The sequence below is a fragment of the Piscinibacter sp. genome, assembly GCF_050175855.1.
Taxonomy (GTDB): Bacteria; Pseudomonadota; Gammaproteobacteria; order Burkholderiales; family Burkholderiaceae_C; genus Piscinibacter.
The window spans coordinates 1-19,066 of sequence record NZ_JBFXIO010000037.1 but is presented as its reverse complement, the minus strand read 5'-3'; the positions used below and the strand labels follow the sequence as shown (position 1 = coordinate 19,066).

Here is a 19,066-nt window from a genome sequence, read left to right as displayed (position 1 = left end):
AGGGCCGCGGCCAGATTAGCAAGGGGTGGGGCGATGCGCGCAACCCCGATTGCTCGGGCTTCAGCATCGCGCAGCTCCAGTCGCTCGACTTCGCCCGCATGGATCTGAGCGAGTTTTACGCCTCGCTCGTCGCGAAGAGTCCCAACCTCTCGGCGATCCAGACCAACAACGGGGCCCGGGTACCGAGCTGCTACTTCGGCCAGGGGAAGTGCTGATCATGAAGCTCAACCGCCTTGCACCGCTCATCGCCTTGGCCGCTGCGTCGGTGGCCACCGCCCAGCTGGTCGACGGCGGCCGCGTGCCGGTCACCGACGTCCGCGTGCTGATGATCGCCGCGCTCGACTCGCCGACGGGGACCGCGCAAGGTGTCCTCACCAGCAAGGATGCCGAGAGCATCACCAAGCACTTCAAGGCGACCGGGCCGATCTTGATCGACGTCTCGACGGTCAAGCGCTACGCCCAGGCGGGATGCGCCCGTCTCAAGCTGTCCTTCGCCCAGGACGGTGTGCAGTTGCCCGGCCAGACCACGCCCCGGCGCAACACCGTCGACTTCGGCATCAACTACTGCCGCGACGGCCAGCCGCCCAAGTCACTCACATGAGGAGCCGCCCGTGTCCACGACCCGTTGCCTCGCCGCGCTCGCAGCCCTTCTTGGCCTCCTCCTGCCAGCGCTGTCACACGCCCAGGCCGACGCCGCGGTAGCGGTCGCACCCGCGCAAAGTCCAGCCACCTCCAGGGCCCTCTTCTGGGATGACTTTCGGCGTGGCTGGCACTTCTACGAGGAGCCCGAACCCGAGGTCCTCCCGCCGGCGCCGGCCAAGCCCGCCTTGCCCAAACCTGAGGCCAGGCGCCGGGACACGCGTGCGCCCGAGCTCATCGAGTTCGAACAGCTGCAGAAGCGCCTGGAGGAGTACCGCAACATCGCCATCATCCGGCCGAGCGAAGACAACGTCCGGCGCTACATGCAGCTCGAGGCGCAGGTGGTGCGCCAGGCCAGCTACTTCTCGGATGTGGCCCAACGGGTGGCCTGGGCGACGCCGGACCTGGACATGACGCTGCAGGGGCGGCCGGTGAACTCGCGCGCCATCGAAGTCTTCGATCGCGAGCAGGCCACCAGCCGCGTCCAATCGCTAACCGACCTGGCGCGCACGCACGTCCTGTTCTTCTTCTTCCGCTCGGACTGCCCGTACTGCCACGCCTTCTCGCCGACGCTGGAGGCTTTCAGCGCGCGCTTCGGCATCCAGATCGTCCCGATCAGCGTGGACGGCAAGGGCTTGCCGAGCTTCCCCACTTTCCGGCGCGACAACGGCATCGCACGCACGCTGCAGGTCACCCAGGTGCCGGCCATCTACCTGGCCGAGCCCTACACCGGAAAGATCACGCCGATCGGCTTCGGCGTCCTGTCCGAGTCGCAGCTCATCGAGCGCATCACGACCGTCACCGCCCCGGGCGCCGACGCCTACGCACCGTCCATCACCCGGCGGGTCAACCTGCAGTAGGGAGACGCCCATGTCAGCACGAATCCTGGTTCGCAAGCTGGTCGCCGTCATCGTTGCGTCCGCCGTGGCACTTGCGGCCCCGCTGAGCTACGCCGGGGATCTCAACGCCGAGGTGAACACCATGTTCAACAACCTGGGCGCCATCGGCAACTACACCGCGCCTGGTGCTTTCAAGGGCCAGACGTTCAACACCTACACCGGCGGCAACCTCTACCTGCGCTCGCCCAACAAGACCTACCAACTCGCCGCGATTCAGTTCCCGACGGCCAAGGGCGGCTGCGGTGGCATCGACCTCTTCGGCGGCTCGTTCTCGCACATCTCCGCCAACGAGTTCCGCAACATGCTGCGGAACATCACCTCAGCCCTGCCCGGGATCGCGTTTCAGCTCGCGCTGGAGGCTGTCTCGCCGCTGCTCGGCGGGCTGACCAAGTGGGCCAAGGGCCTGGAGACCTGGATCAACAACGCGCGCATCAACTCCTGCGAAACCGCGACCGCGCTCGTGTCCTCCGCGGCGGAGGCGGTCGGCTACGACTCGCAGCGTGCCTGCGCAAAGCTGGCGATGCAGATGGGCATGGAGAGCGACATCGACGCCGCCATGCGCCGCTGCGCGTCGGACAGCCCCTCGATCCTCGGCTCCGCACGGTCAAGTGCCGACGCGAACATCGCCGCACAAGCGCCCTTTGTCGGCAACTTCACCTGGCGTGCCCTCAAGTCGATCGACACGCTGGACGATCCCGCCCGCGAACTCGTGATGAGCATCGTGGGTGCGGTGATCTTTCCGGCGGAGACAGCCAACCGCGATCCCGAGTACATCGGCCCGAGCATCACGACCGTGGCCCAGCTGCTGTACGGCCAATCCGACGCCGCCGGCGGCAACATCAACCTCCAACTGCTCCGCTGCAACAACTACACCGACTGCGACTCGGTGACGCGCGACAACACCTACGTGCACCAGCCGCTCACCAAGAAGGTGTCCGACATCATGCAGCTGATCTCGGACAACATCCGCACCCGCACGGCGATCCCAAACAACTCCGCGGCCGTCGGCTTCGTGAACAGCACCAGCATCCCTGTGTGGCGCATGCTGTCGATCGGCAACACCATCCCAGGCTCGGGCCTCGCCGACATGATGATCGGCAACTACCGGGAGGTCATCGCTGCCGACTACGCGTTCACGTTTCTCAACCAGTTCGCGAACGTCGCGATCTCGGCCCTCACCAAGCAGCATCGTCTGAACGATGAACAGAGGAAGTTGGCACGACAGCAGCGCGAAGATGTCCAGAAGTTCATGAGCCTGCTCCAGCAAGAGCAGGCCACCCTGTACCGCAAGGTCACCGCAGTCTCAACCGTGGCAACCGACATGGAACGCCTGGAGCGCAACCTGCGCTCGAGCATGTCGCTGCACGCACTGGACATGCTCGGCTACTCCAGCCGCAGCACCAAGTAGGCCCCGCGCAGGCGACCGAGGAACAGTCATGTGGGAAGTCTTCGCGTACCACAACAGCGAAGCGCTGGCAGGCATCTTCAACGCCATCGCCGCGATCATGGCCTCGGGCACCTACATGAGTGCCATCGCCGCCGTGGCCTTCTGCGGCTTCGCCGTTGCGATGGTGGCCTACATGTTCCAGCCCGAGAAGCTGGTCGGATGGCGGTGGCTCGTGTCAGTAGTGCTGATCTACGGCGTGCTCTTCGTCCCCCGCGTGACGGTGGCCGTAGTGGACAAGACCGGGGGCACTCCCAACCGCGTCATCGCGAACGTGCCGTTCGGCATGGCAGCGCTCGGTGGCTTGACGAGCACGATTGGCAACACCATCACCGAGCTCTTCGAGACGGCCTTCCAGACCCTGCCAGGGCCCGCCTCCCTGCCTGGGGAACTGTCCTACCAACAAAACGGCCTGATGTTCGGCAGCCGACTGATTCAGGAAACGCGAAGCATCTCGATCCCGGATCCCGGGGTCTTGAACGACATCATCAACTTCGCCAACAACTGCACCGCCTACGACATCGCGGACGGCACGATCGCCGCCGCCGCCTTCTCGACATCGGACAACCTGTGGGCGGCGATGGCTGCCACCAATCCGGCGAGGTTCACCGTGATCACCGCCGGTGCAGGCGTGACCACGACGACCTGCGACGCTGCGTACGCATCCATCGCGGGCCGCCTGCCCGCACAGGTCAACGCGTTGACGGCGCGCCTCGGGCAGAAGCTGAACCCCGACCTCCCCGCAGCGGCCGCACAGGCGGCCGTCCTGAATCAGATTCCCCAGGCCTACATCCGATCCCAGATCGCGGGCGCAGCTGCTACCGCAGCGGATCTGATCCGCCAGAACGCCATCGTCAACGCGATCAACGACGCTGGCGAGATGGGCTGCCAGCGCATCAACGACCCTGCCTGCATGATGCTGGCCACCGGCCGCGCGCAATCCGTCGCGGCCCAGAACGCATCCTGGATCAACGGCGCCAAGATCTCGTCGCAGGCGCTCCCAGTGGTGCGCAACGTGGCGGAGGCGATGTGCTACGCAGTCTTCCCCCTCGTCGTGCTTCTGCTGTTCGTGTCGAGCGGGCGGACCACGATCATGATCCTCTCCGGCTATGCGATCGCATTGGTCTCGATCCAGCTCTGGCCGCCGCTGTTCGCGATCCTCAACTACATGGCGACGCTTTATGGCCAGATCGACCAGGCTGCGGCTGCCGAGATCGGCGGAGGCGTGAAGGCACTCTCGCTGCAGACAGCGTCTCCCATCTATTCGAACTCGATCTCCTCGCAGGCGGTCGTGTCGTACCTGATCATCGGCATCCCGATGCTCGCCTGGTCACTGGCCAACCGGATGGTCAACTTCGGCTCTGCCGTCATGGGTGGGCTGCAGGGCCTTCAGGCAGCCTCGATGTCCGGGAATGCATCTGCGGCCGCGGCCACGGGCAATACCAGCATGGGCAACGTCTCGATGGATCAGCGCACCATCAGCCCCTCAACCTCAAACCCATGGGTCAGTCGCCAGCAGGATCTGGACGGCAACTGGGTCACGACAACGGCCAGCGGCGCACAGGCCACCTCCTACCTGCGTAATGAGAGCGCTACGTCGCGCGTTGTGTCGTCACGCGTCACACAGTCGTCTGTTCAAGAGGCATCGAGGTCGGCCGAGGCGGCACGAAGTGAAGCTGTCTCCGCCTCGAATGACCTCTCCTCGGTTCTCGTGGACACGATGTCGCGCGGCTCTAGCCGCTTCCGCTCCACTACCCGCGGAGATGGTCAGGCAGTGAGCACGAGTACGGACATTGGCTCGGCTGCGGATAGGCTGCGCAGCATTACCGAGTCTGTGGCGCGGACCACTGGTTTGAGCGCTCAACAGGTCGCGAACATCGCCTTCCAGCTCTCAGGTGGCGTCGGTGCGCCTGGCATTAGCCCACTGAGGGCGAACGCATCCGGCTCCGCCGGGAAGAGCTACACACGATCGCTGGATGAAACCGAGCAGAAGGTGGCGAACGAACTGGGGGCGGATCAACTTCGTGAGTTCAGGTCCTTCGCAGAGCGAGCCACGCGAGATCAGTCGCTTGTGCGCGCGCTTGGAAACGACCAGCGAGAAGGCGACGAACTTGCATCTCGCATGTCGACCGCGGTAGGTCGTTTGGAATCCACGCAGTCGAGCTACGCTGAGCGGAGCGCGATCGCCGAGAGGTTGTCCAAGGCACATGAGACCGGCGAGGTGCTTTCCATCGACTTGGCGCAGTTGCCAGCCAACTCTGACTTCATCCAACGCTACCAACGCCTGGCCAGCGAATACGGTTCTGACAGCCTCGCGCTCCAGGCGGCGATGGCCAGTGAGTTGGCATCGCGAGCGCTTCCCCCGACTCGAACAGCATCCGGTTCGGCGTTGCCAACGACCTTCGACGACGTGAGGTCTATCGCGTCGACCAACAAGGATGACGCGATCTTCTCGCGCGATCGCGTCGTCGGCACCGATGCGGCCAATGACCGCGCCGTCGGCAAGAGGCTCAGCGGCGCACCTCTGGTCGCACCACAGCCATCTGGAGCACTTGCCCAAGTGCAGAGCGATTTGCAACGGCGTCGGACCGAAGCTGAATCACGCGAGACTGCCGCAGCCACCTTTGACGCCCGAAACGACATCGTCCGCAACCCCGACGGCACAGTTTCAACCAAGAGGTCTCAGCAACTTGGAAATCTTCGCCAACTACGTGACGACGCAGCAACGCTTGCAGAAAATGCTCGGGAGCTACTTGATGTCGGCCCTGATGCAGCTCTGCGAGAAGCAAACGAGGCCCGCGCGCGACAGGAGGCATCGGAGCGGTCGAGAGCAATTCAGGCGACTCCCGAGATTCCTCGAATGACCCCTAAGAGCGGGAAGCGAAATTGAGGTTGGTGCAACGTCCAACTACTCAATAGCGCCCATGCGCGCCCGGTGTTGGATGATTCTCAACATCCAGCACATCGCCGGGATATCGATGAACACCGAGTTGGTCCGTGAAAGGGTTTCGCACGTCGACCTTTGGCGATTCAACGACCACGTCTGCACGCCGCGCAAGCAAGACCAGCAGCCCTGCAATGCCGCCGAACATCAGCCAGAAAAAGCCGATGACGAACGCGCCTCGATCGCTGACAGTAGCCGCAGCCAGCGCTCCGACTACGCCAAACGTCCACGCCGCCATCTTGAACCGTGCCATGACACCGCGCCCTGGATGAAACAATCTGCGACAGCGTGCGCCCTGTCGACCAGATGACTTCATATACTAGCTTCGGCATGTGGTCAAGGGAGCGTCTATGAGTCCCACGCGTACCCTCCTGCTCTGCGGATCGCTGGCGCTCTTTGCCAACGTCATCCCTACCCAGCAAGCGCTGGCGGTCGCCCTGCGGCCGAACAAGACGACCGATGACTCGGTGTGCGACCTCACGCACCACACCAACCTGTACTTGGGATCGAAGACGCTGGTTCCATCCGTCGCGCAAACCAAGGACAAGGTCGACGCGTACTTTCGCCTTGCCGGTGAGTTTGTCGCTGGCAAGTGCAAGAACGGGCAACTGTTGATGGTCCAGGGGGACTCGGCAAGCAACGTCGATATTCGGTCCCTCACGGAATTGGCAAATTCATCGTGCGCGGTCGCAGCTATATCGAGAACCGAGGTGACACTGTCACTTGGAGATCTCACGTATCCTGGGTTTGAGCTTCGGTGCACGATCCTCAAGCACGCAGAACTCGTAGACAAACTGAATTCGCTTGAGCGAGCTGACCCGATGGAATCGCTGAAGACTCGACTGGCCGCTGCAGCACAGCAGGGCGATCGAGGCCCGTCGAGAACTGACTCCGGTTCCCAAGCCAAGAAGGACTGCGACAAGATGTCCTTGTCGTCGATCCTTCAAGGCGGCTCCTGCAAATAGCGCTCGTGCGCCCAGGACGCGCTCCGCTCCAAATCGCAATTTCACCGGCGACTTTCGGGGGGGACTAGCACCCGCCTTTCGAGTGGAAGCCTCGGGCTCGTCGTTCTATCTTCTTGTCCTCGGCACAGGCCGTCCGGCAAGGAGAGCGCGATGTCCACCCCAACCCCCACCGAGCCCACGGTCCCGACCGCGCGGAACGGCGAGCCCACCACGTTCCCTTCGGTCGTGCTCGAGGTGCTCCGAGAGATGCGGGAGCAGCGCCAGTCCTTCGAACGCTCGGCTGAACTGGCCGCCAAGGAACGAAAGGCCGAGCGCCGCTGGCGCAACCTGTTCCAGGCCATGTTCTTCGGCGCGCCGGTGCTGCTCGGTCTCTTGTACTTCCTGTTCTTCCTGAACTCCACCGGCTTTCGCTGGGGGCCATTCGGGAACGTCGTGGGCGTCGTCCGCATCGAGGGCCCCATCGGCGCCACGGAGCGGGCCTCGGCCGAGAACATCATCCCGATCCTCGAAAAGGCTTTCGGCAATCCGAACGTGAAGGGCGTCGTGCTGCACATCGACAGCCCGGGCGGAGCGCCCGTCGAGGCCGAACGCATCTCGACGGCCATCAACGGGCTCAAGGCTAAGCACCGGAAGGAAGTGGTCGCGGTGATCAACAACCTGGGCGCCAGCGCTGCCTACATGGTCGCGCTGAACGCGGACAGGATCATCGCCGCGAAGTACTCGTTCGTCGGATCGATCGGCGCGATCATGGCCCCGTGGCAGTTGGACAAGGCCATCGCCAAGGTCGACGTCGCGCAGCGGGTCTACGCCTCCGGCAAGCTCAAGGCCTTCCTCAACCCGTTCACCCCGGTCAGTCCCGAGGTCGACCGGAAGGCCCAGCAACTCGTCGACCAGATGGGCGGCTTCTTCCTGGCCGAGGTGAAGGCCCGCCGGGGCCAAGCCCTGAAGTCGGGTGTCGACTTCGGCACTGGTGAGGTCTGGCCAGGCCCCGAGGCCAAGGAACTGGGCCTAGTCGACGGCGTGGCCACGGTTGATGACTTCGTGGCCACGCACTGGGGCATGAAGACCTACGACTACGGGCCGAGCGCCGACTCGTCACCCTTCCTGACGCGCTCTCTGCAAGACGCCATTGCCGGCGCGGTCAGGCGGCTCGCGCTGAGCGGCCCCACGGTCCAATAGGACCGCCAGCTTGGCCGATCGTCAGTCCGACGACTGAGGTCGTGCCGTCAGGTCCCAGAGCGTCCCCTGCCACTTCGAGATCCTGCCCTCTGCCTCGCACTTCGGGCACTTCCACACAACGGCATCGTCCACAGCCCGCACCGCGGTGACCGTACCCTTCTTGCACTTGAAGCACGTCGGTGCCGCCGGCGAGGCATCCGATTCGTCCGTGGCGTGGGCGACGACCTCAACGACGAACTGGGCCATCGCGCGCGCCGCGCCCTTGATCGGCGCAATTGCGCCGGACTCATCGAGGAAGTGTGTGAGGTCGGTGATGTACATCGAAGGCTCGGAATTGCGCCAAGTCTAGCGAGCCCAGTGGTCGCTTCCCTCTGCCTTGGCACCCAGGGCCAGACCGGCCTTGGCGGTGTATGCGATCCAGGATCTGCCCGCGCCACGCCGCCGCGCGACCGCCAAGCGCCTGGCCGCTACTGCCGGTCTCCGAAGGTGCTTTGGCAGACGGCCCGATGCCCGCACTTGTCGCACGCCTTCCGGCGCATCGCCGGCGTTGGCGCATGGCCCTGACCTCGCCTCAGCTCAAGCAGCCTGCGGCGCATGGCCATCACTTCGTCCTCGTCGAACAGGTCCACGCGGATCGCCCGAGGTTGTCCCTGGCCATGCTGTTTGACCGCCACGTAGGCCACCGAGGAAACTCGCTCGCCGGTCTCCTCTTGCAGGACCAAGCGTTGCACCGAGAGCTCGATGGCATCCGAGGCGTGCGCCGCGAAGTAGCCGCGGGTTTTCAGTTCCACCAGGTGGAGCTCGCCGCCTTGGCGATACGCGCGGTCGAGCCGGGCCACCAGGCCAAGGCGCTTCGACTCGAACCGCTTTTCGGCGAACGCCAGCTCACCGTCGGCAATCTCGCGCGGCAACCAGCCCTCGTCCGGCCGATCACGCTGGCTCCTGAGCCAGCTGTATGCCGCTGCGAAGAGCAGCAGTGCCAGCAAGAGCAAAGCGCCCGCCCCGGCATCGCTCATCGTGCCAGCCTTCGTGCGACCACCCATGCGGCCATCCGGCCCGCCAGGACGAGTCCGAGCCTCACGGCCGAGAGCATCCGCGGATGTCGGCTCAGCAGGTCACACGCCGCGGGCCCGAGGCGGTAGTACGTCGCGATGAACCGCCGGCCTGGCGCGGTGCGTCGCAGGTAGAGGTCCCGGAACGCCCGCAGCGCACTGGTCTCGGCACACTCGCCAAGCGCCAGGGTCGCGACGAAGCACCGGCCCTTCCGCTCGCTCGCTCGCGCGATGGCCAAGCTGTCCTGGTAGAACTGGTCGTGCGCCGCGTTCCCCCGATCCTGCGCCACGAGTTGCTCTGGCGATCGCTTCGCACCGTAGCGCCAGTCGAAGTGCGCCACGCGTTCACAGTAGCCGAGCTGCGCCAGCTCGCTGGCGCTCACCAGATCTCGATCAGTCCTTCTCATCCACTTCCCCGAACGCATCGGTCATCTCGGCGATGCTCTGGCCGGCGATGGCACCGTGGGGCTCCACCAGCGGTGCGGCGCCGAACTGCCCCAGCGGCTTCAGCGCCATCGAGATCGGCGGCGCTGCGTGGCCCCGGCTCGAGGTCGCCACGCCAGCGAGGCGCCCCTGCTCGACCAGGAGACCGACGCTGGCCAGGCCAAGAAGCCGCTTCACGCGCCTTCGAGCAGCTGTCATGCCGATGAGTTCTCGATGGAGCTCGGGGCACTCTTCCGCACTGATGGTCACCTGCATCACGATTTTCGGTTGGGCTCCCATGGCCGGCTACGCTCCGACCGGGGCCACCTCGGCGCGGGCCGGCGCCGTGGCGAACAGCTGTGGGTTCTCACGCACGTACTGCTCGCCCATCAGCTGGAAGCCCTTCACGTTCGCATAGAGGGGTTCGTCCACCTCGCTGATGGCGATCTCGGGGAACTTCCGCCGAATCGATGCGCGGTACAGATGCATCCCGCCACCCACCACCACGATGTGCTCCAGGTCGTCTGTCGCGCCCAGCTTGCCATGGAGCATCGAGACGGCCTGGTCGGCGATCTTCTCGATCGTGTTGTCGAACTTCTTGAGGTCGACGCTCCGCTTGTAGGCGCGCAGGGGCTTGCGGCTCCTCAGTGCCCTGTCGATCGCCTCCAGGTTCAGGTAGCCCCTGCCAGTCTCGCTCGCGATCGCGGCGGCAATCTTGAGCAGTATGTCGTGCACCCCACGGTTGACCGAGTCGCTCATCTTGCCAACCACCTTGCTGTCCAGCGTCACCAGCCAGTCGAAGGTGCGCGAGCCGGCGTCGATGACCAAGGTTCTGCCATGCCGGAGCTTTGCGTTCGCCTGATCCCCGAAGACGGCATACATGGCCCCTTGTGGTTGCGCCACGACCAACACCCGTTTGACCTCGACCGTACGATTGCGGCCCACCTCGAATTTGCCCGTCATTGCCTTCTGCAGTTCCGCCCTGCGGCGCATGTAGTCCACCACCGGCAGTCCGAGCACCAGCAGGTCGACCCTGTCGACCTTCATGAAGTGAAGGGCCCCCGCCGTGAACGCCCGGTACTCGGGGGTGCGTATGTAGTCGTCGTGATGGTTCCGGCCCACGAAGCCGTCGGCCGCAAGCGCAACGTCGGGCCCCACCTCGTACCACATGCCGCCCACCGGCACGCAGACCGTCTTGCGCTTGCTGCCGAGTGCATCGTTCGAGTTGTCGTGCGCACTGTCATAGGCGATCGAGGCGAAGTGCGCGCATTCGACCCTTCCACCTTGCGCAGCCAGCACGTACTTGGTGTTCCCGAAACCCACATCGATGGCTCTCACGATTGCTTCCATGGACGTTGCTCTCCACATTGCGTTGACCGATGGCGACAGCATCGCCAAGAGTCCACGCGAAGCCAACCCGGAAAGGCGGGTCGTAGCCCCCCGGCTTTCTGCGGCCCGCAGCACGCCACGCGCTTTGGACGCGGCACTTGCGACGGACATTCACCAAGACAGCGCCGGCACCGCGTCGCCGATGTCCCTCACACATGGCGGCATCAGCAGCTCCGCGCCGCATCCTGGCTGCAGCTTTCGTCCTGATTCGGTGATGGACCATAGCTCTCGTACTTGACCTTGCTCGCGCCTTCGATAGCTAGACGGGGAAGCAAGGAAGTCAAGGCCAGAGGAGATTGGATTCGGCAAGGCCGGCGACACACTAACCACCGCTAGAGCAGCGCCATTGTTCAAGCCCTCCCGGTGTTGACAACCGAGCCTCGCCTGGGTTCAACTTCCTCCCGAGCCTGTGCTGCCTGCCACAGCTCTCAATGCAAGCAGGCCGGTGTTGCGGACTCCGAGAACCCGCCGTTCGCAGTCGTGACCTGCACTTCAAGCCCCGGCCCTTCGAGGCCCTGCCGCGCCAGTCGCGGTGCCCCTATCTCCCCATCTCGATCCGTCAATCGGATCTGCCTGAGTGGCCTTCGTTGGCGGCAACGCCGCGGCTGAGGCCATCCGCTGAGCAGCCATCGCGCTGCTCGCGACAACACCGTCGCCAACGTCGTCAACCCCTTGAGGGTTCTCGGTCATCACTGCCCGTCTGAGGTGGTGCGACCGATTCCAGGCGTGTCCCCGTGCGCTCCGATGGCAGGAGTGCGTTTCAAGCGGCGAAAGACGGTACCCCACGAACTCCCAGAAACGCCTCGGCATGGACCGAGGTGGGCGCGTCGCATCCCTCGAGGTGTGAGCGTCATGTCGTTCACCGCCGTGGAAGCACGGCGGCGAGCTGCGGGGAACAGAGATTTTTTAACGCCTGCCAGGCCGCTCCGCGCGGCCGAACGCTTGAAACAACGCACCGCGCACGAGGGTCGGCGGTGCGGCCGTGCCCTTGACCTTCGACCTGCTCGCGCGACCCTGGACGCACGTGCGAGCTGGACTTTCGCGTCCGCACCCTTTGACGCGGCTGAAGTGGCTCGCCGGCCGTCAACGGAGCAAGAGATGTCGTCGAAGAAACAGAAGGCCCCGCCGAAGAAGCTGGTCTATGCGCGGCGGTCGCCGGCGGGCGCGCCGAGGAACCCGCAGAACGTCCTCGACACGGCGCCGCAGGGCACGCGCGACTGGAAGCGCGTGCTCCATTGCGTGCTCGTGATCCACAACCAGGAGCACTCCAAGCTCATCAAGACCGTCTCCCAGAAGACCATGCTCGACCGCGAGCGCTTCTACTTCAAGTTCTGGGATGACCTGCGCTTCAACACCACGTTCCGCGAGGCCGACCCGCGCATCCTCACGAACCGCCAGGTGCAGGCCGTCGCGCGGCTGTGGGCCGAGCGCAAGCTCTCGGTGGCCACGGTCCACAACTACCTGAGCTTCCTGCGCACCTACGCGGCCTGGATCGGCCGGCCGGGCATGGTCCGCGACGTCGCCACCTACTTCGGTGACGACTCGCACTACGTGCACCGCGACCGCACGGCCAACTTCGACCGCAGCTGGATCGCCCGCAGCGTCGAGGTCGAGGCCAAGATCGCCGAGGTCACGGCCTACGACCCGTGGGTCGGCATCCAGCTCGAGCTCTGCTACCACTTCGGCCTGCGCGCCAAGGAGGCCCGGCACTTCCGGCCGCACATGGCGGTGATCACCCGCGACGAGGCAAACCCGCGTGACGCGCAGCACTTCCCGGACTGCGAGCGGTTCCTGCGGGTGCGCTACGGCACCAAAGGCGGCCGCCCGCGTGACATTCCCGTGCAGACGCCCGAGCAGGAGAACCTTCTGCAACGCGCCCTGCAGTCGGTGGCCCCGGGCCAGTACGTGGGCGCTCCCGGCCGCACCGCGACGCAGAACGCCAACCGCTTCTACAACGTCCTACGCCGCTTCGGCATCACGAAGGCTGCCCTGGGGGTCACCGCGCACGGCCTGCGGCACCAGCACGCCAACGACCGCTACGAGGAACTGACCGGCGAGCCGTCGCCCGTGCGTGGCGGTGCCGGCAATGGCGACGACGACACCACTGCGCGCCTGGCCGTCGCTTCTGAGCTGGGTCACGGCCGCATCGCGATTTCGGATGCGTATTTAGGCAAGAGCCAGGCCCATGCGCGCGCCACCGCGCCGGTAGCGGGCGACGAGGCCGTCGCGCCTCCGACTGCGTGAGGGGGCCGCCATGTCCAACGTTCGACATGTTCCACACAGCGCGAGCCGGAAGCATTCGAGCTCAATGCCCTCGCGGCGCATTGGCCGGCTCTCGATCACGCAATCGAAACTGGCCTTCGCCAACGTAGACTTGCGGCGTTACAGGAGAACGATTTGGCAAAGTCGTACGGCCAGCTTCAGGCCCAGATTCAGAAACTCCAGGCCGAGGCAGAGGCGCTCAAGGCAAAAGAGGTCAAGGAAGTCATCGCCCGGATCCGCACGGCCATCGAGCACTACGGCATCACGCCCGACCAGTTGTTCGGCAAGGCCAAGAAGGCCTCGACTGGCCGGGCCGCGGCCAAAAAGGCGCCGGCGCGCAAGTCGGCCGCGAAGGTCAAGCCCGTGGCGATCAAGTACCGCGACGGCGACAACACCTGGACCGGCCGCGGCAACAAGCCCCGGTGGCTGGTCGCTCGGCTCGAAGAAGGCAAGCAGCTCGCGGACTTCGCCGTAAGCTGAGTCTGTCGGTGCCCCTGGTCGGGCACCCAGGCGATGGCGGGCTCTTCCGGCGCGGGGCTGCAGTCCCGTTGCACCAGCCGAGCAGGCTGAAGCTGGCCGCCAGCGGCTGGGCGCCTGCAAAGGTCATTGCAGGCCCCTCGGGTCACGCCCAGCGCGGCAGGTCGATGTCCTCCCACTCGCCCTCGGCCTGCAGCATCGGAAAGTGCCCTCGCGCCCGGCACTCGGCCAGCCGATGCAATGCCCGCCGGAAGTCGCTGCGGCCGCGCTCCAGGAACGGGCGCATCGCACGGTAGACGGCGACGGTGTTCGGCCGGCCCTTCTCGCAAGCGATGAAGGCCCACTCGGGTTCCTCGCCGGTGAGCTGGTAGACGCCCTCGCAGTACATCGCCGCGGACAGCGCGTAGCCTAGCCTTGCGCAGGAACGGCGGAAGCCTTCGAAGGTCACGTCCTCGGCGGACTTCACGTCGGCGAGCGTGCGGGCGTCGTGCCACCAGTCGATCTTGATCTTGCACTTGATCCCGGTGTCGGGGTCCAGCCAGACCAGCGCCACCTCGGCCTCGCCCTTGGCCAGCAGTTCGCGCGCCTTGCGATGGGTCATCGCGTTGTCGATGATCCGCTCGATGGGCTCCTTCCAGGCCTCGGGGTACACGGTGCGCCCGGCCGCCTGCACCATGCATTCGGCATAGCGCTGCTTGCCTTCCTTCCTGGCGCGGTTGACCTTGGGCATCGCGAAGAACCGCGACTCGAAGGTGTCGGGCTCCAGCAGCCGGCCGTGCAGCACCGAGCCGAACAGCAGCGCTTCGGTGGACTCTTCCGGATCGGTGATGCCGCTGAGGAAGTGCGCAGGGCTGATCAGCATGCGCTTGAGCTGGGTCGAGGAGACGGCGCTGCGGTCGCCGTGGTAGTCCTCGTTGCTCATGCCGCGCGTCACACCGAAGGGGATGTCGGGAACCTCGCGGGCTGGCGTGGCCGGCACGTCGCACGCCTCCATCGTCTCGGTGTCGTCGTCGTGCAGGTCACTGCTCATCACGGTCTCCATGTCGCTGTTGCTACCTGATCACGATACGAAGAGAGACTGCGTATTCAAGATCGGCGGGCGCGATCCCAACGCAAGCGGAGCCAGGGCGCCCAGACACTCTGATCCGCTGCATCCGGTGCCCGGCGACGGCGGCTGGTTTCGGCGGGGGCCAAGTGGGTCGTTTCGGTTGGACGAACCTCGGCCGTCCTTGCATAGTCACTGGGTCGGCACCGCGACGTTGCGCTGGCTCGCCGATGCCCACCTCGAGGTCAGGAGACGGTTGGTGAACTCTCTGCTGGAACGCCTAAGGCGCAGGCTTCGCGAGCTTGGCCGGCCTCTGCATGAGGAGCCGTCGTCGGACGGGCGCCAACCCTCATCTCGCGCCCCTGCCGACGATGCTCCTCAGTGCCGGACGGAGATCGAGCTCTCCCAGGGAAGCCGAAACGCAGATCGAACGGGAAGTGGCGAGCCAACTCGGCTGCCGGCGCAACAACCCCCGCCGCCTAAGTCGACCCGCCTGAAGGCCGCCGTCTTCTCGAAGAAGCGTCACCCTACGCCGCAACGCCAAGCCGGCTCGATCTGGGGACCGACTTCCTTCTTGGACGTGGGCATCGGTAGGACTGGTGGCGACAAGACCGACCGCTCGCCTCTCTTCATGTTCGAGGTAAGCCCGGTGGCCACCGTAGCTGAATCGAGCACGAACGTAGCGCAATGGCCAGGACAGCCGCTACCTGCGACGCTACCAAGCTTGGGGCTCGGCGCCGGCGTCGCTCACCTTCCTTCGTGGACTGCGGAGCAAACCCAAGCCAAAGCTGCCGGATACCCGGGGACATCGCCTCCATGGGACGGTGCATCCCCGTTGGAGGGCGTTCCATCGTTCGACTCAGGGTGGGAGCCCCGTCAAGAGCCTGCCGAGGTGGCAGCGTTGACCTCCAGCCTCGGCAGCGTGTCTCCGCTAACGTCCAGTACTCTCTGTTCCGGCTAACCGCCATCATCCGGCGGAGCGGTCCAACGAAGTGCCACGGCTTCGCCCCAACAAGTCCACGCGCACATCGCGTCAGCCAGTCTGCAAAGATCGCGTTCGGCAAGACACCTGAGATGTGCGAAGGCTGCCCGCCAGAGGACGGCACAATCGCCGAGCAATGGTCTGTAGGGGGGGAGGAAATGAAAACTTGGTGGATCGCGCTTGGTCTTGCCACATTGGCACCGCTGGTGGGTGCGCAGACGGCGGCAGCGCCTGGCGCTCCCGCCTCCGCCGCAACGGCTCCGGCTGCGACGACCCAGGCCAACCCGAATCCGGTGGCATTGGCATCGGTGGGTGCCCAGGGCCTACAGCCCTCGCTCGCTGAACTAGCAAGATCCCAAAAGAACCTTGAGTTGGCTGTCGCGCGAATCGACGGCAAGCTACCGTCAGCGTGGTGGCTGACACCGTTGAGCACGCTGGCGTCTGTCGTGCTGGGCGGACTCATTACCGGAGGCATCGGCTACCTCATGCAGGCTCGATTGCTCAATCACCAGGATGAGCAGGCGACCAAGAGAGCGAACCTCGAACAGTCTTTGGCCGACAAAAAGGCAGGCCATGATGTGCTGCAGACGCTTTTCGACTGGCGGGTGCGTCAGTTCATGGAACTCTACGGGCCATTGAGGGCGCTGTTCGACGGCTCCAACGAGGTTTACCGTCGGATGAATGAAGCGCTCATCAGTCAGGACCCCAAGCGCTTCCGAGATCTCACGTTAGCCGCCGAGTCCGAGCGACCTGCAGACGTCGATCCGGATGGTCGATTCTTTGAAATCTACGACGAGGAATTGGGCCGCTGGCGAAAGTTTCGAACGGTCATGGACTGGAGCACCGTCTACGGCCGCGGGCTTGGCGTCGATGGCTACTTCGACAGGATCGTCGACATAGGCAGCACGATCTCAAAGTTGATCGGAGAGAAGGCCGGCTTGGTGATGCCCCACCACGCCGAGCTACTGGGTGCCTTTGGCAGGTACTTGGCACATTTCGAGGTCCTCAGGGAATTGCATGCAGCAGCGAAGCGCCCTCAAGGGGAAGCGGTAGCTTTGCCTACCGTTCCACTCAAAGTCCGAGAGGCCGCCGCCTTTCCCAACAACATTCAAAGACTCGTGCGCGCAGGCGCCGAAGAGCTTCTTACCGAGCTAGGCAGGGTGGCAGATGGCCAGCCGAAGGCCTAGTTGGAGATCTCAGATCCGAGCCGCGCAAGGACATTGACCCATAGCGGACCGTCGGGCCGCATCACGTCGTTGCTTTGCCATGCACGGAGGATTTGGAGGCCGCTCTCAATGAGCGCGCCCTCGAACTCTGGGCCGCTGTAGTACGTGTACCGGCGACCATCCAGTTGCACATGCTCGCCCGCGCCGGCCTGGACAGTGGCGAAGAAGATCCCACCAGGCTTAAGCAGACCACGCAGCCGACGGATAGTGCTGTACAGCTGTGCGCGCGTCAGATGCAAGAGCGATGCACATGCCCAGATGGCGTCGAACCTATCCTTCGTCACAAAGGACTCCGCGCGCGCCACAGTGAAATACGGTCCCACATGGCGCGTCGCCAATGCAGCGAGCTCTGGCGAAGGCTCTAGCCCGAACGCTTCGTAACCCATGGCGCGGAAGGCCTTGACGTCGCGACCTGACCCAGAACCCACGTCCAAAATGCGGCCATGCTCTCCGACCACATCCAAAAATGGCCGGTAGAGGTGATCCATGGAAAGGTTGAAGGTGCGATCGAAGTACGCTTGGGCGTTCTCGCGGTAGAACGCATCCGTCGCGGCCACGCCCGGCTCTCCCGTGGGTTCGATGGTCTGCTCGAGGTTGTTCATTCCTAGCCCTTTCGAGCGCCAGTATGCCCGCCGGGTGGCTCAGGAGGTGAGCCACCTATCCATGTGAGAAATCGCATCGGAGGCCAGTCAGGTCTTGACGCCTTCGAGCTTCAGGGCGCTCGTCAAGGATCCGCGCGCCCGCAACCGCCTGGATGACAAGTTGAACCTCGTCGTCGGTGAGCGTCCCCTGGAGGGAGACTCTTCGACGCCCGACCTGCAGCAAGGTCTCATCCGATGAACTCGGCGTGCTTCGCCACGCGGCGCCTCCCGCCGCACACATGGTCGCGAGCGCCGCCTCAAGGCGACAGATCGTCGGATATGGCGCGCTCGTCGCGAGTACCTCGCCGGCCCGACCTCTCACCTCAAAGAGCACGTGGCCAGCGTTGCTGCCACGGAGCCGCACCAAAGTCTCGCCCGCTTCAGACATCGTTCAAACACCCATCGTCGGTTGTCGCAGGTGCTCGAAAGGCGCCCCAGCCGTGGAGGGATCTTGCACTACGTAGGGCGAGGCGCCTGGACGACAAGAGGGGGCGCGGTCACCCTCGCCTCCGCTCTATGCAAAGCACGTGCCCAGACACTGGGGCTTCCTGCGATGTCGTGATCAGCTTACAACAAGCGACAATTCTCCTCCTGCCAGAGAGACCTGCCCTGTCAAGGGCGAGAATGGTGCGGAAATCCATCCGCCGACCCGGAACGGGCACGGAGCAACTCAGGGGAGGGGGCCGTGACGCCACCCGCAGCACACTGGATTCGATTCCTGCGCAACTACGGGCCGCTGCCGACCAACGGCAACCTGTTCGACGAGCACATCAACGCAGCGCTCAAGCGGGCGCAGGTGCGCCCCATCGAACTGCCGACACCAACTGTCGACACCATGGCGGCGAAGCTGGAAGCAGGAGAGGTGCGGTCGGTCCTGATCGCCGGCACCGCGGGTGATGGCAAGACGTACCACGCCCGGAAGCTCTGGGAGCGACTGGGCGGTGACCCTAAGGGTTGGGATCGGCACGAGAAGACCAAGGCCCTCGAACTGGCTAGCGGACGCTCCCTCACCTTCGTCAAGGACCTCAGCGAGTTGACGCCAGAACAGGGGCTCGCCGTGCTGGCCGGCCTCCAGTCCTCCGCCCTCGTGCCAGACCATCCGGTCGGCTATGTCATCGCTTGCAATCACGGCCAGATTCTTGATCGGCTGCGCACCTTCCGCTCGCCGGAGGACGGCTCGCCCTCGCGGCTGCTCGAAGATGTGCAGCGCGCGTTCCTCGAGCCTGGTCGAACGATTCCTGGGCTGATGCTCAATGACCTGGGCGGCGCGGCGCAGCGCCATTCATTCCGCACGGTGATCAAGGCGGTAACCGAACACCCGGACTGGGACCACTGCGACGGATGCCCGCTGAACGAACACGAGCGGCAGTGCCCGAACGCCAACAACCGACGGCGTGCGATGGGCACCGCCGACGGCAATCTCTTCGTCCGGCGCCTCGAAGACCTGATCGACCTTGCGCGGCTGAATGGCGCCCACCTCCCCATGCGCGACTTGCTCG

General features: G+C 64.9%; 17 protein-coding genes and 2 pseudogenes. 11 read left to right on the top strand and 8 right to left on the bottom strand.

Translation table 11 applies throughout. The features are described from left to right. The 5 genes and pseudogenes from AB7U92_RS05155 to AB7U92_RS05135 form a co-directional block, all read left to right on the top strand. Positions 1-215, top strand: a pseudogene (locus tag AB7U92_RS05155) (hypothetical protein); the annotation flags it as partial. 2 nt (positions 216-217) lie between these two features. Continuing rightward, positions 218-601, top strand: coding sequence for a hypothetical protein (locus tag AB7U92_RS05150; protein WP_428575112.1), 384 nt, complete (start codon positions 218-220; stop codon positions 599-601). Then, positions 504-1,499 (top strand): conjugal transfer protein TraF, encoded by a 996-nt coding sequence (gene traF, locus AB7U92_RS05145; protein WP_428575111.1) that lies wholly within the window; start codon positions 504-506, stop codon positions 1,497-1,499. The genes AB7U92_RS05150 and traF overlap by 98 nt, the downstream gene beginning before the upstream one ends. Before the next feature lie 10 nt (positions 1,500-1,509). Beyond that, complete coding sequence (locus AB7U92_RS05140; RefSeq protein ID WP_428575110.1) at positions 1,510-2,946, top strand: conjugal transfer protein TraH; 1,437 nt, start codon at positions 1,510-1,512, stop codon at positions 2,944-2,946. Between the two features lie 28 nt (positions 2,947-2,974). Then, positions 2,975-5,872, top strand: a complete 2,898-nt coding sequence (locus AB7U92_RS05135) for a conjugal transfer protein TraG N-terminal domain-containing protein (protein WP_428575109.1) — start codon at positions 2,975-2,977, stop codon at positions 5,870-5,872. Between the two features lie 22 nt (positions 5,873-5,894). Here AB7U92_RS05135 and AB7U92_RS05130 read toward each other — a convergent pair whose 3' ends face one another. Continuing rightward, positions 5,895-6,179, bottom strand: coding sequence for a hypothetical protein (locus AB7U92_RS05130; protein ID WP_298824097.1), 285 nt, complete (start codon positions 6,177-6,179; stop codon positions 5,895-5,897). A 97-nt stretch (positions 6,180-6,276) separates the two neighbouring features. Here AB7U92_RS05130 and AB7U92_RS05125 point away from each other — a divergent pair, with 97 nt between their 5' ends. Together AB7U92_RS05125 and AB7U92_RS05120 are read left to right on the top strand one after the other, a co-directional pair. Beyond that, positions 6,277-6,891 (top strand): hypothetical protein, encoded by a 615-nt coding sequence (locus AB7U92_RS05125; protein ID WP_428575108.1) that lies wholly within the window; start codon positions 6,277-6,279, stop codon positions 6,889-6,891. Between the two features lie 150 nt (positions 6,892-7,041). Beyond that, positions 7,042-8,070 carry a S49 family peptidase gene (locus AB7U92_RS05120; RefSeq protein WP_428575107.1) on the top strand — a complete coding sequence of 343 codons (1,029 nt, stop codon included), beginning with the start codon at positions 7,042-7,044 and terminating at the stop codon, positions 8,068-8,070. 21 nt (positions 8,071-8,091) lie between these two features. Here the strand turns inward: AB7U92_RS05120 and AB7U92_RS05115 are convergent, their stop codons facing one another. From AB7U92_RS05115 to AB7U92_RS05095, 5 genes are all read right to left on the bottom strand, one after another. Then, positions 8,092-8,391 (bottom strand): hypothetical protein, encoded by a 300-nt coding sequence (locus AB7U92_RS05115; protein WP_428575106.1) that lies wholly within the window; start codon positions 8,389-8,391, stop codon positions 8,092-8,094. 146 nt (positions 8,392-8,537) lie between these two features. Beyond that, a complete protein-coding gene (locus AB7U92_RS05110) occupies positions 8,538-9,086 on the bottom strand; it encodes a PD-(D/E)XK nuclease family protein (RefSeq protein WP_428575105.1) in 549 nt (182 codons plus the stop codon). Further along, on the bottom strand, positions 9,083-9,505 hold the full coding sequence (locus tag AB7U92_RS05105; RefSeq protein ID WP_428575104.1) for a CFI-box-CTERM domain-containing protein: 423 nt from the start codon (positions 9,503-9,505) through the stop codon (positions 9,083-9,085). The genes AB7U92_RS05110 and AB7U92_RS05105 overlap by 4 nt, the downstream gene beginning before the upstream one ends. A gap of 10 nt (positions 9,506-9,515) precedes the next feature. Continuing rightward, positions 9,516-9,821: a hypothetical protein gene (locus tag AB7U92_RS05100; RefSeq protein ID WP_428575103.1), complete on the bottom strand. Its 306-nt coding sequence runs from the start codon at positions 9,819-9,821 to the stop codon at positions 9,516-9,518. A gap of 30 nt (positions 9,822-9,851) precedes the next feature. Beyond that, positions 9,852-10,895: a PRTRC system protein D gene (locus AB7U92_RS05095; RefSeq protein ID WP_428575102.1), complete on the bottom strand. Its 1,044-nt coding sequence runs from the start codon at positions 10,893-10,895 to the stop codon at positions 9,852-9,854. Positions 10,896-12,032: 1,137 nt separating this feature from the next. On the opposite strand from AB7U92_RS05095, the gene AB7U92_RS05090 reads away from it, so the two are divergent. Together AB7U92_RS05090 and AB7U92_RS05085 are read left to right on the top strand one after the other, a co-directional pair. Then, a complete protein-coding gene (locus AB7U92_RS05090) occupies positions 12,033-13,178 on the top strand; it encodes an integrase domain-containing protein (protein ID WP_428575101.1) in 1,146 nt (381 codons plus the stop codon). Between the two features lie 153 nt (positions 13,179-13,331). Further along, entirely contained in the window at positions 13,332-13,676 is a 345-nt protein-coding gene (locus AB7U92_RS05085) for an H-NS family nucleoid-associated regulatory protein (RefSeq protein ID WP_428575100.1), read from the top strand. 142 nt (positions 13,677-13,818) lie between these two features. On the opposite strand, the gene AB7U92_RS05080 is transcribed toward AB7U92_RS05085, so the two are convergent. Next, positions 13,819-14,703, bottom strand: a complete 885-nt coding sequence (locus AB7U92_RS05080) for a PD-(D/E)XK nuclease-like domain-containing protein (RefSeq protein WP_428575099.1) — start codon at positions 14,701-14,703, stop codon at positions 13,819-13,821. 1,089 nt (positions 14,704-15,792) lie between these two features. Here AB7U92_RS05080 and AB7U92_RS05075 point away from each other — a divergent pair. Then, entirely contained in the window at positions 15,793-16,887 is a 1,095-nt protein-coding gene (locus AB7U92_RS05075) for a hypothetical protein (protein ID WP_428575098.1), read from the top strand. On the opposite strand, the gene AB7U92_RS05070 is transcribed toward AB7U92_RS05075, so the two are convergent. Further along, positions 16,884-17,528, bottom strand: a complete 645-nt coding sequence (locus tag AB7U92_RS05070) for a class I SAM-dependent methyltransferase (RefSeq protein ID WP_428575097.1) — start codon at positions 17,526-17,528, stop codon at positions 16,884-16,886. The genes AB7U92_RS05075 and AB7U92_RS05070 overlap by 4 nt on opposite strands. A 724-nt stretch (positions 17,529-18,252) precedes the next feature. Between AB7U92_RS05070 and AB7U92_RS05065 the strand changes: the two are divergent. After that, positions 18,253-19,066, top strand: a pseudogene (locus AB7U92_RS05065) (hypothetical protein); the annotation flags it as partial.

Excerpts from the sequence above, each read along its gene's own strand:
- AB7U92_RS05110 (WP_428575105.1), bottom strand. The coding sequence starts at position 9,086 with ATGAGCGATGCCGGGGCGGGCGCTTTGCTCTTGCTGGCACTGCTGCTC.
- AB7U92_RS05130 (WP_298824097.1), bottom strand. The coding sequence starts at position 6,179 with ATGGCACGGTTCAAGATGGCGGCGTGGACGTTTGGCGTAGTCGGAGCG.
- AB7U92_RS05095 (WP_428575102.1), bottom strand. The coding sequence starts at position 10,895 with ATGGAAGCAATCGTGAGAGCCATCGATGTGGGTTTCGGGAACACCAAG.
- AB7U92_RS05150 (WP_428575112.1), top strand. The coding sequence starts at position 218 with ATGAAGCTCAACCGCCTTGCACCGCTCATCGCCTTGGCCGCTGCGTCG.
- AB7U92_RS05140 (WP_428575110.1), top strand. The coding sequence starts at position 1,510 with ATGTCAGCACGAATCCTGGTTCGCAAGCTGGTCGCCGTCATCGTTGCG.
- AB7U92_RS05070 (WP_428575097.1), bottom strand. The coding sequence starts at position 17,528 with ATGAACAACCTCGAGCAGACCATCGAACCCACGGGAGAGCCGGGCGTG.
- AB7U92_RS05120 (WP_428575107.1), top strand. The coding sequence starts at position 7,042 with ATGTCCACCCCAACCCCCACCGAGCCCACGGTCCCGACCGCGCGGAAC.
- AB7U92_RS05090 (WP_428575101.1), top strand. The coding sequence starts at position 12,033 with ATGTCGTCGAAGAAACAGAAGGCCCCGCCGAAGAAGCTGGTCTATGCG.
- AB7U92_RS05075 (WP_428575098.1), top strand. The coding sequence starts at position 15,793 with ATGTGCGAAGGCTGCCCGCCAGAGGACGGCACAATCGCCGAGCAATGG.
- AB7U92_RS05125 (WP_428575108.1), top strand. The coding sequence starts at position 6,277 with ATGAGTCCCACGCGTACCCTCCTGCTCTGCGGATCGCTGGCGCTCTTT.
- AB7U92_RS05080 (WP_428575099.1), bottom strand. The coding sequence starts at position 14,703 with ATGAGCAGTGACCTGCACGACGACGACACCGAGACGATGGAGGCGTGC.
- AB7U92_RS05135 (WP_428575109.1), top strand. The coding sequence starts at position 2,975 with ATGTGGGAAGTCTTCGCGTACCACAACAGCGAAGCGCTGGCAGGCATC.
- AB7U92_RS05115 (WP_428575106.1), bottom strand. The coding sequence starts at position 8,391 with ATGTACATCACCGACCTCACACACTTCCTCGATGAGTCCGGCGCAATT.
- AB7U92_RS05100 (WP_428575103.1), bottom strand. The coding sequence starts at position 9,821 with ATGCAGGTGACCATCAGTGCGGAAGAGTGCCCCGAGCTCCATCGAGAA.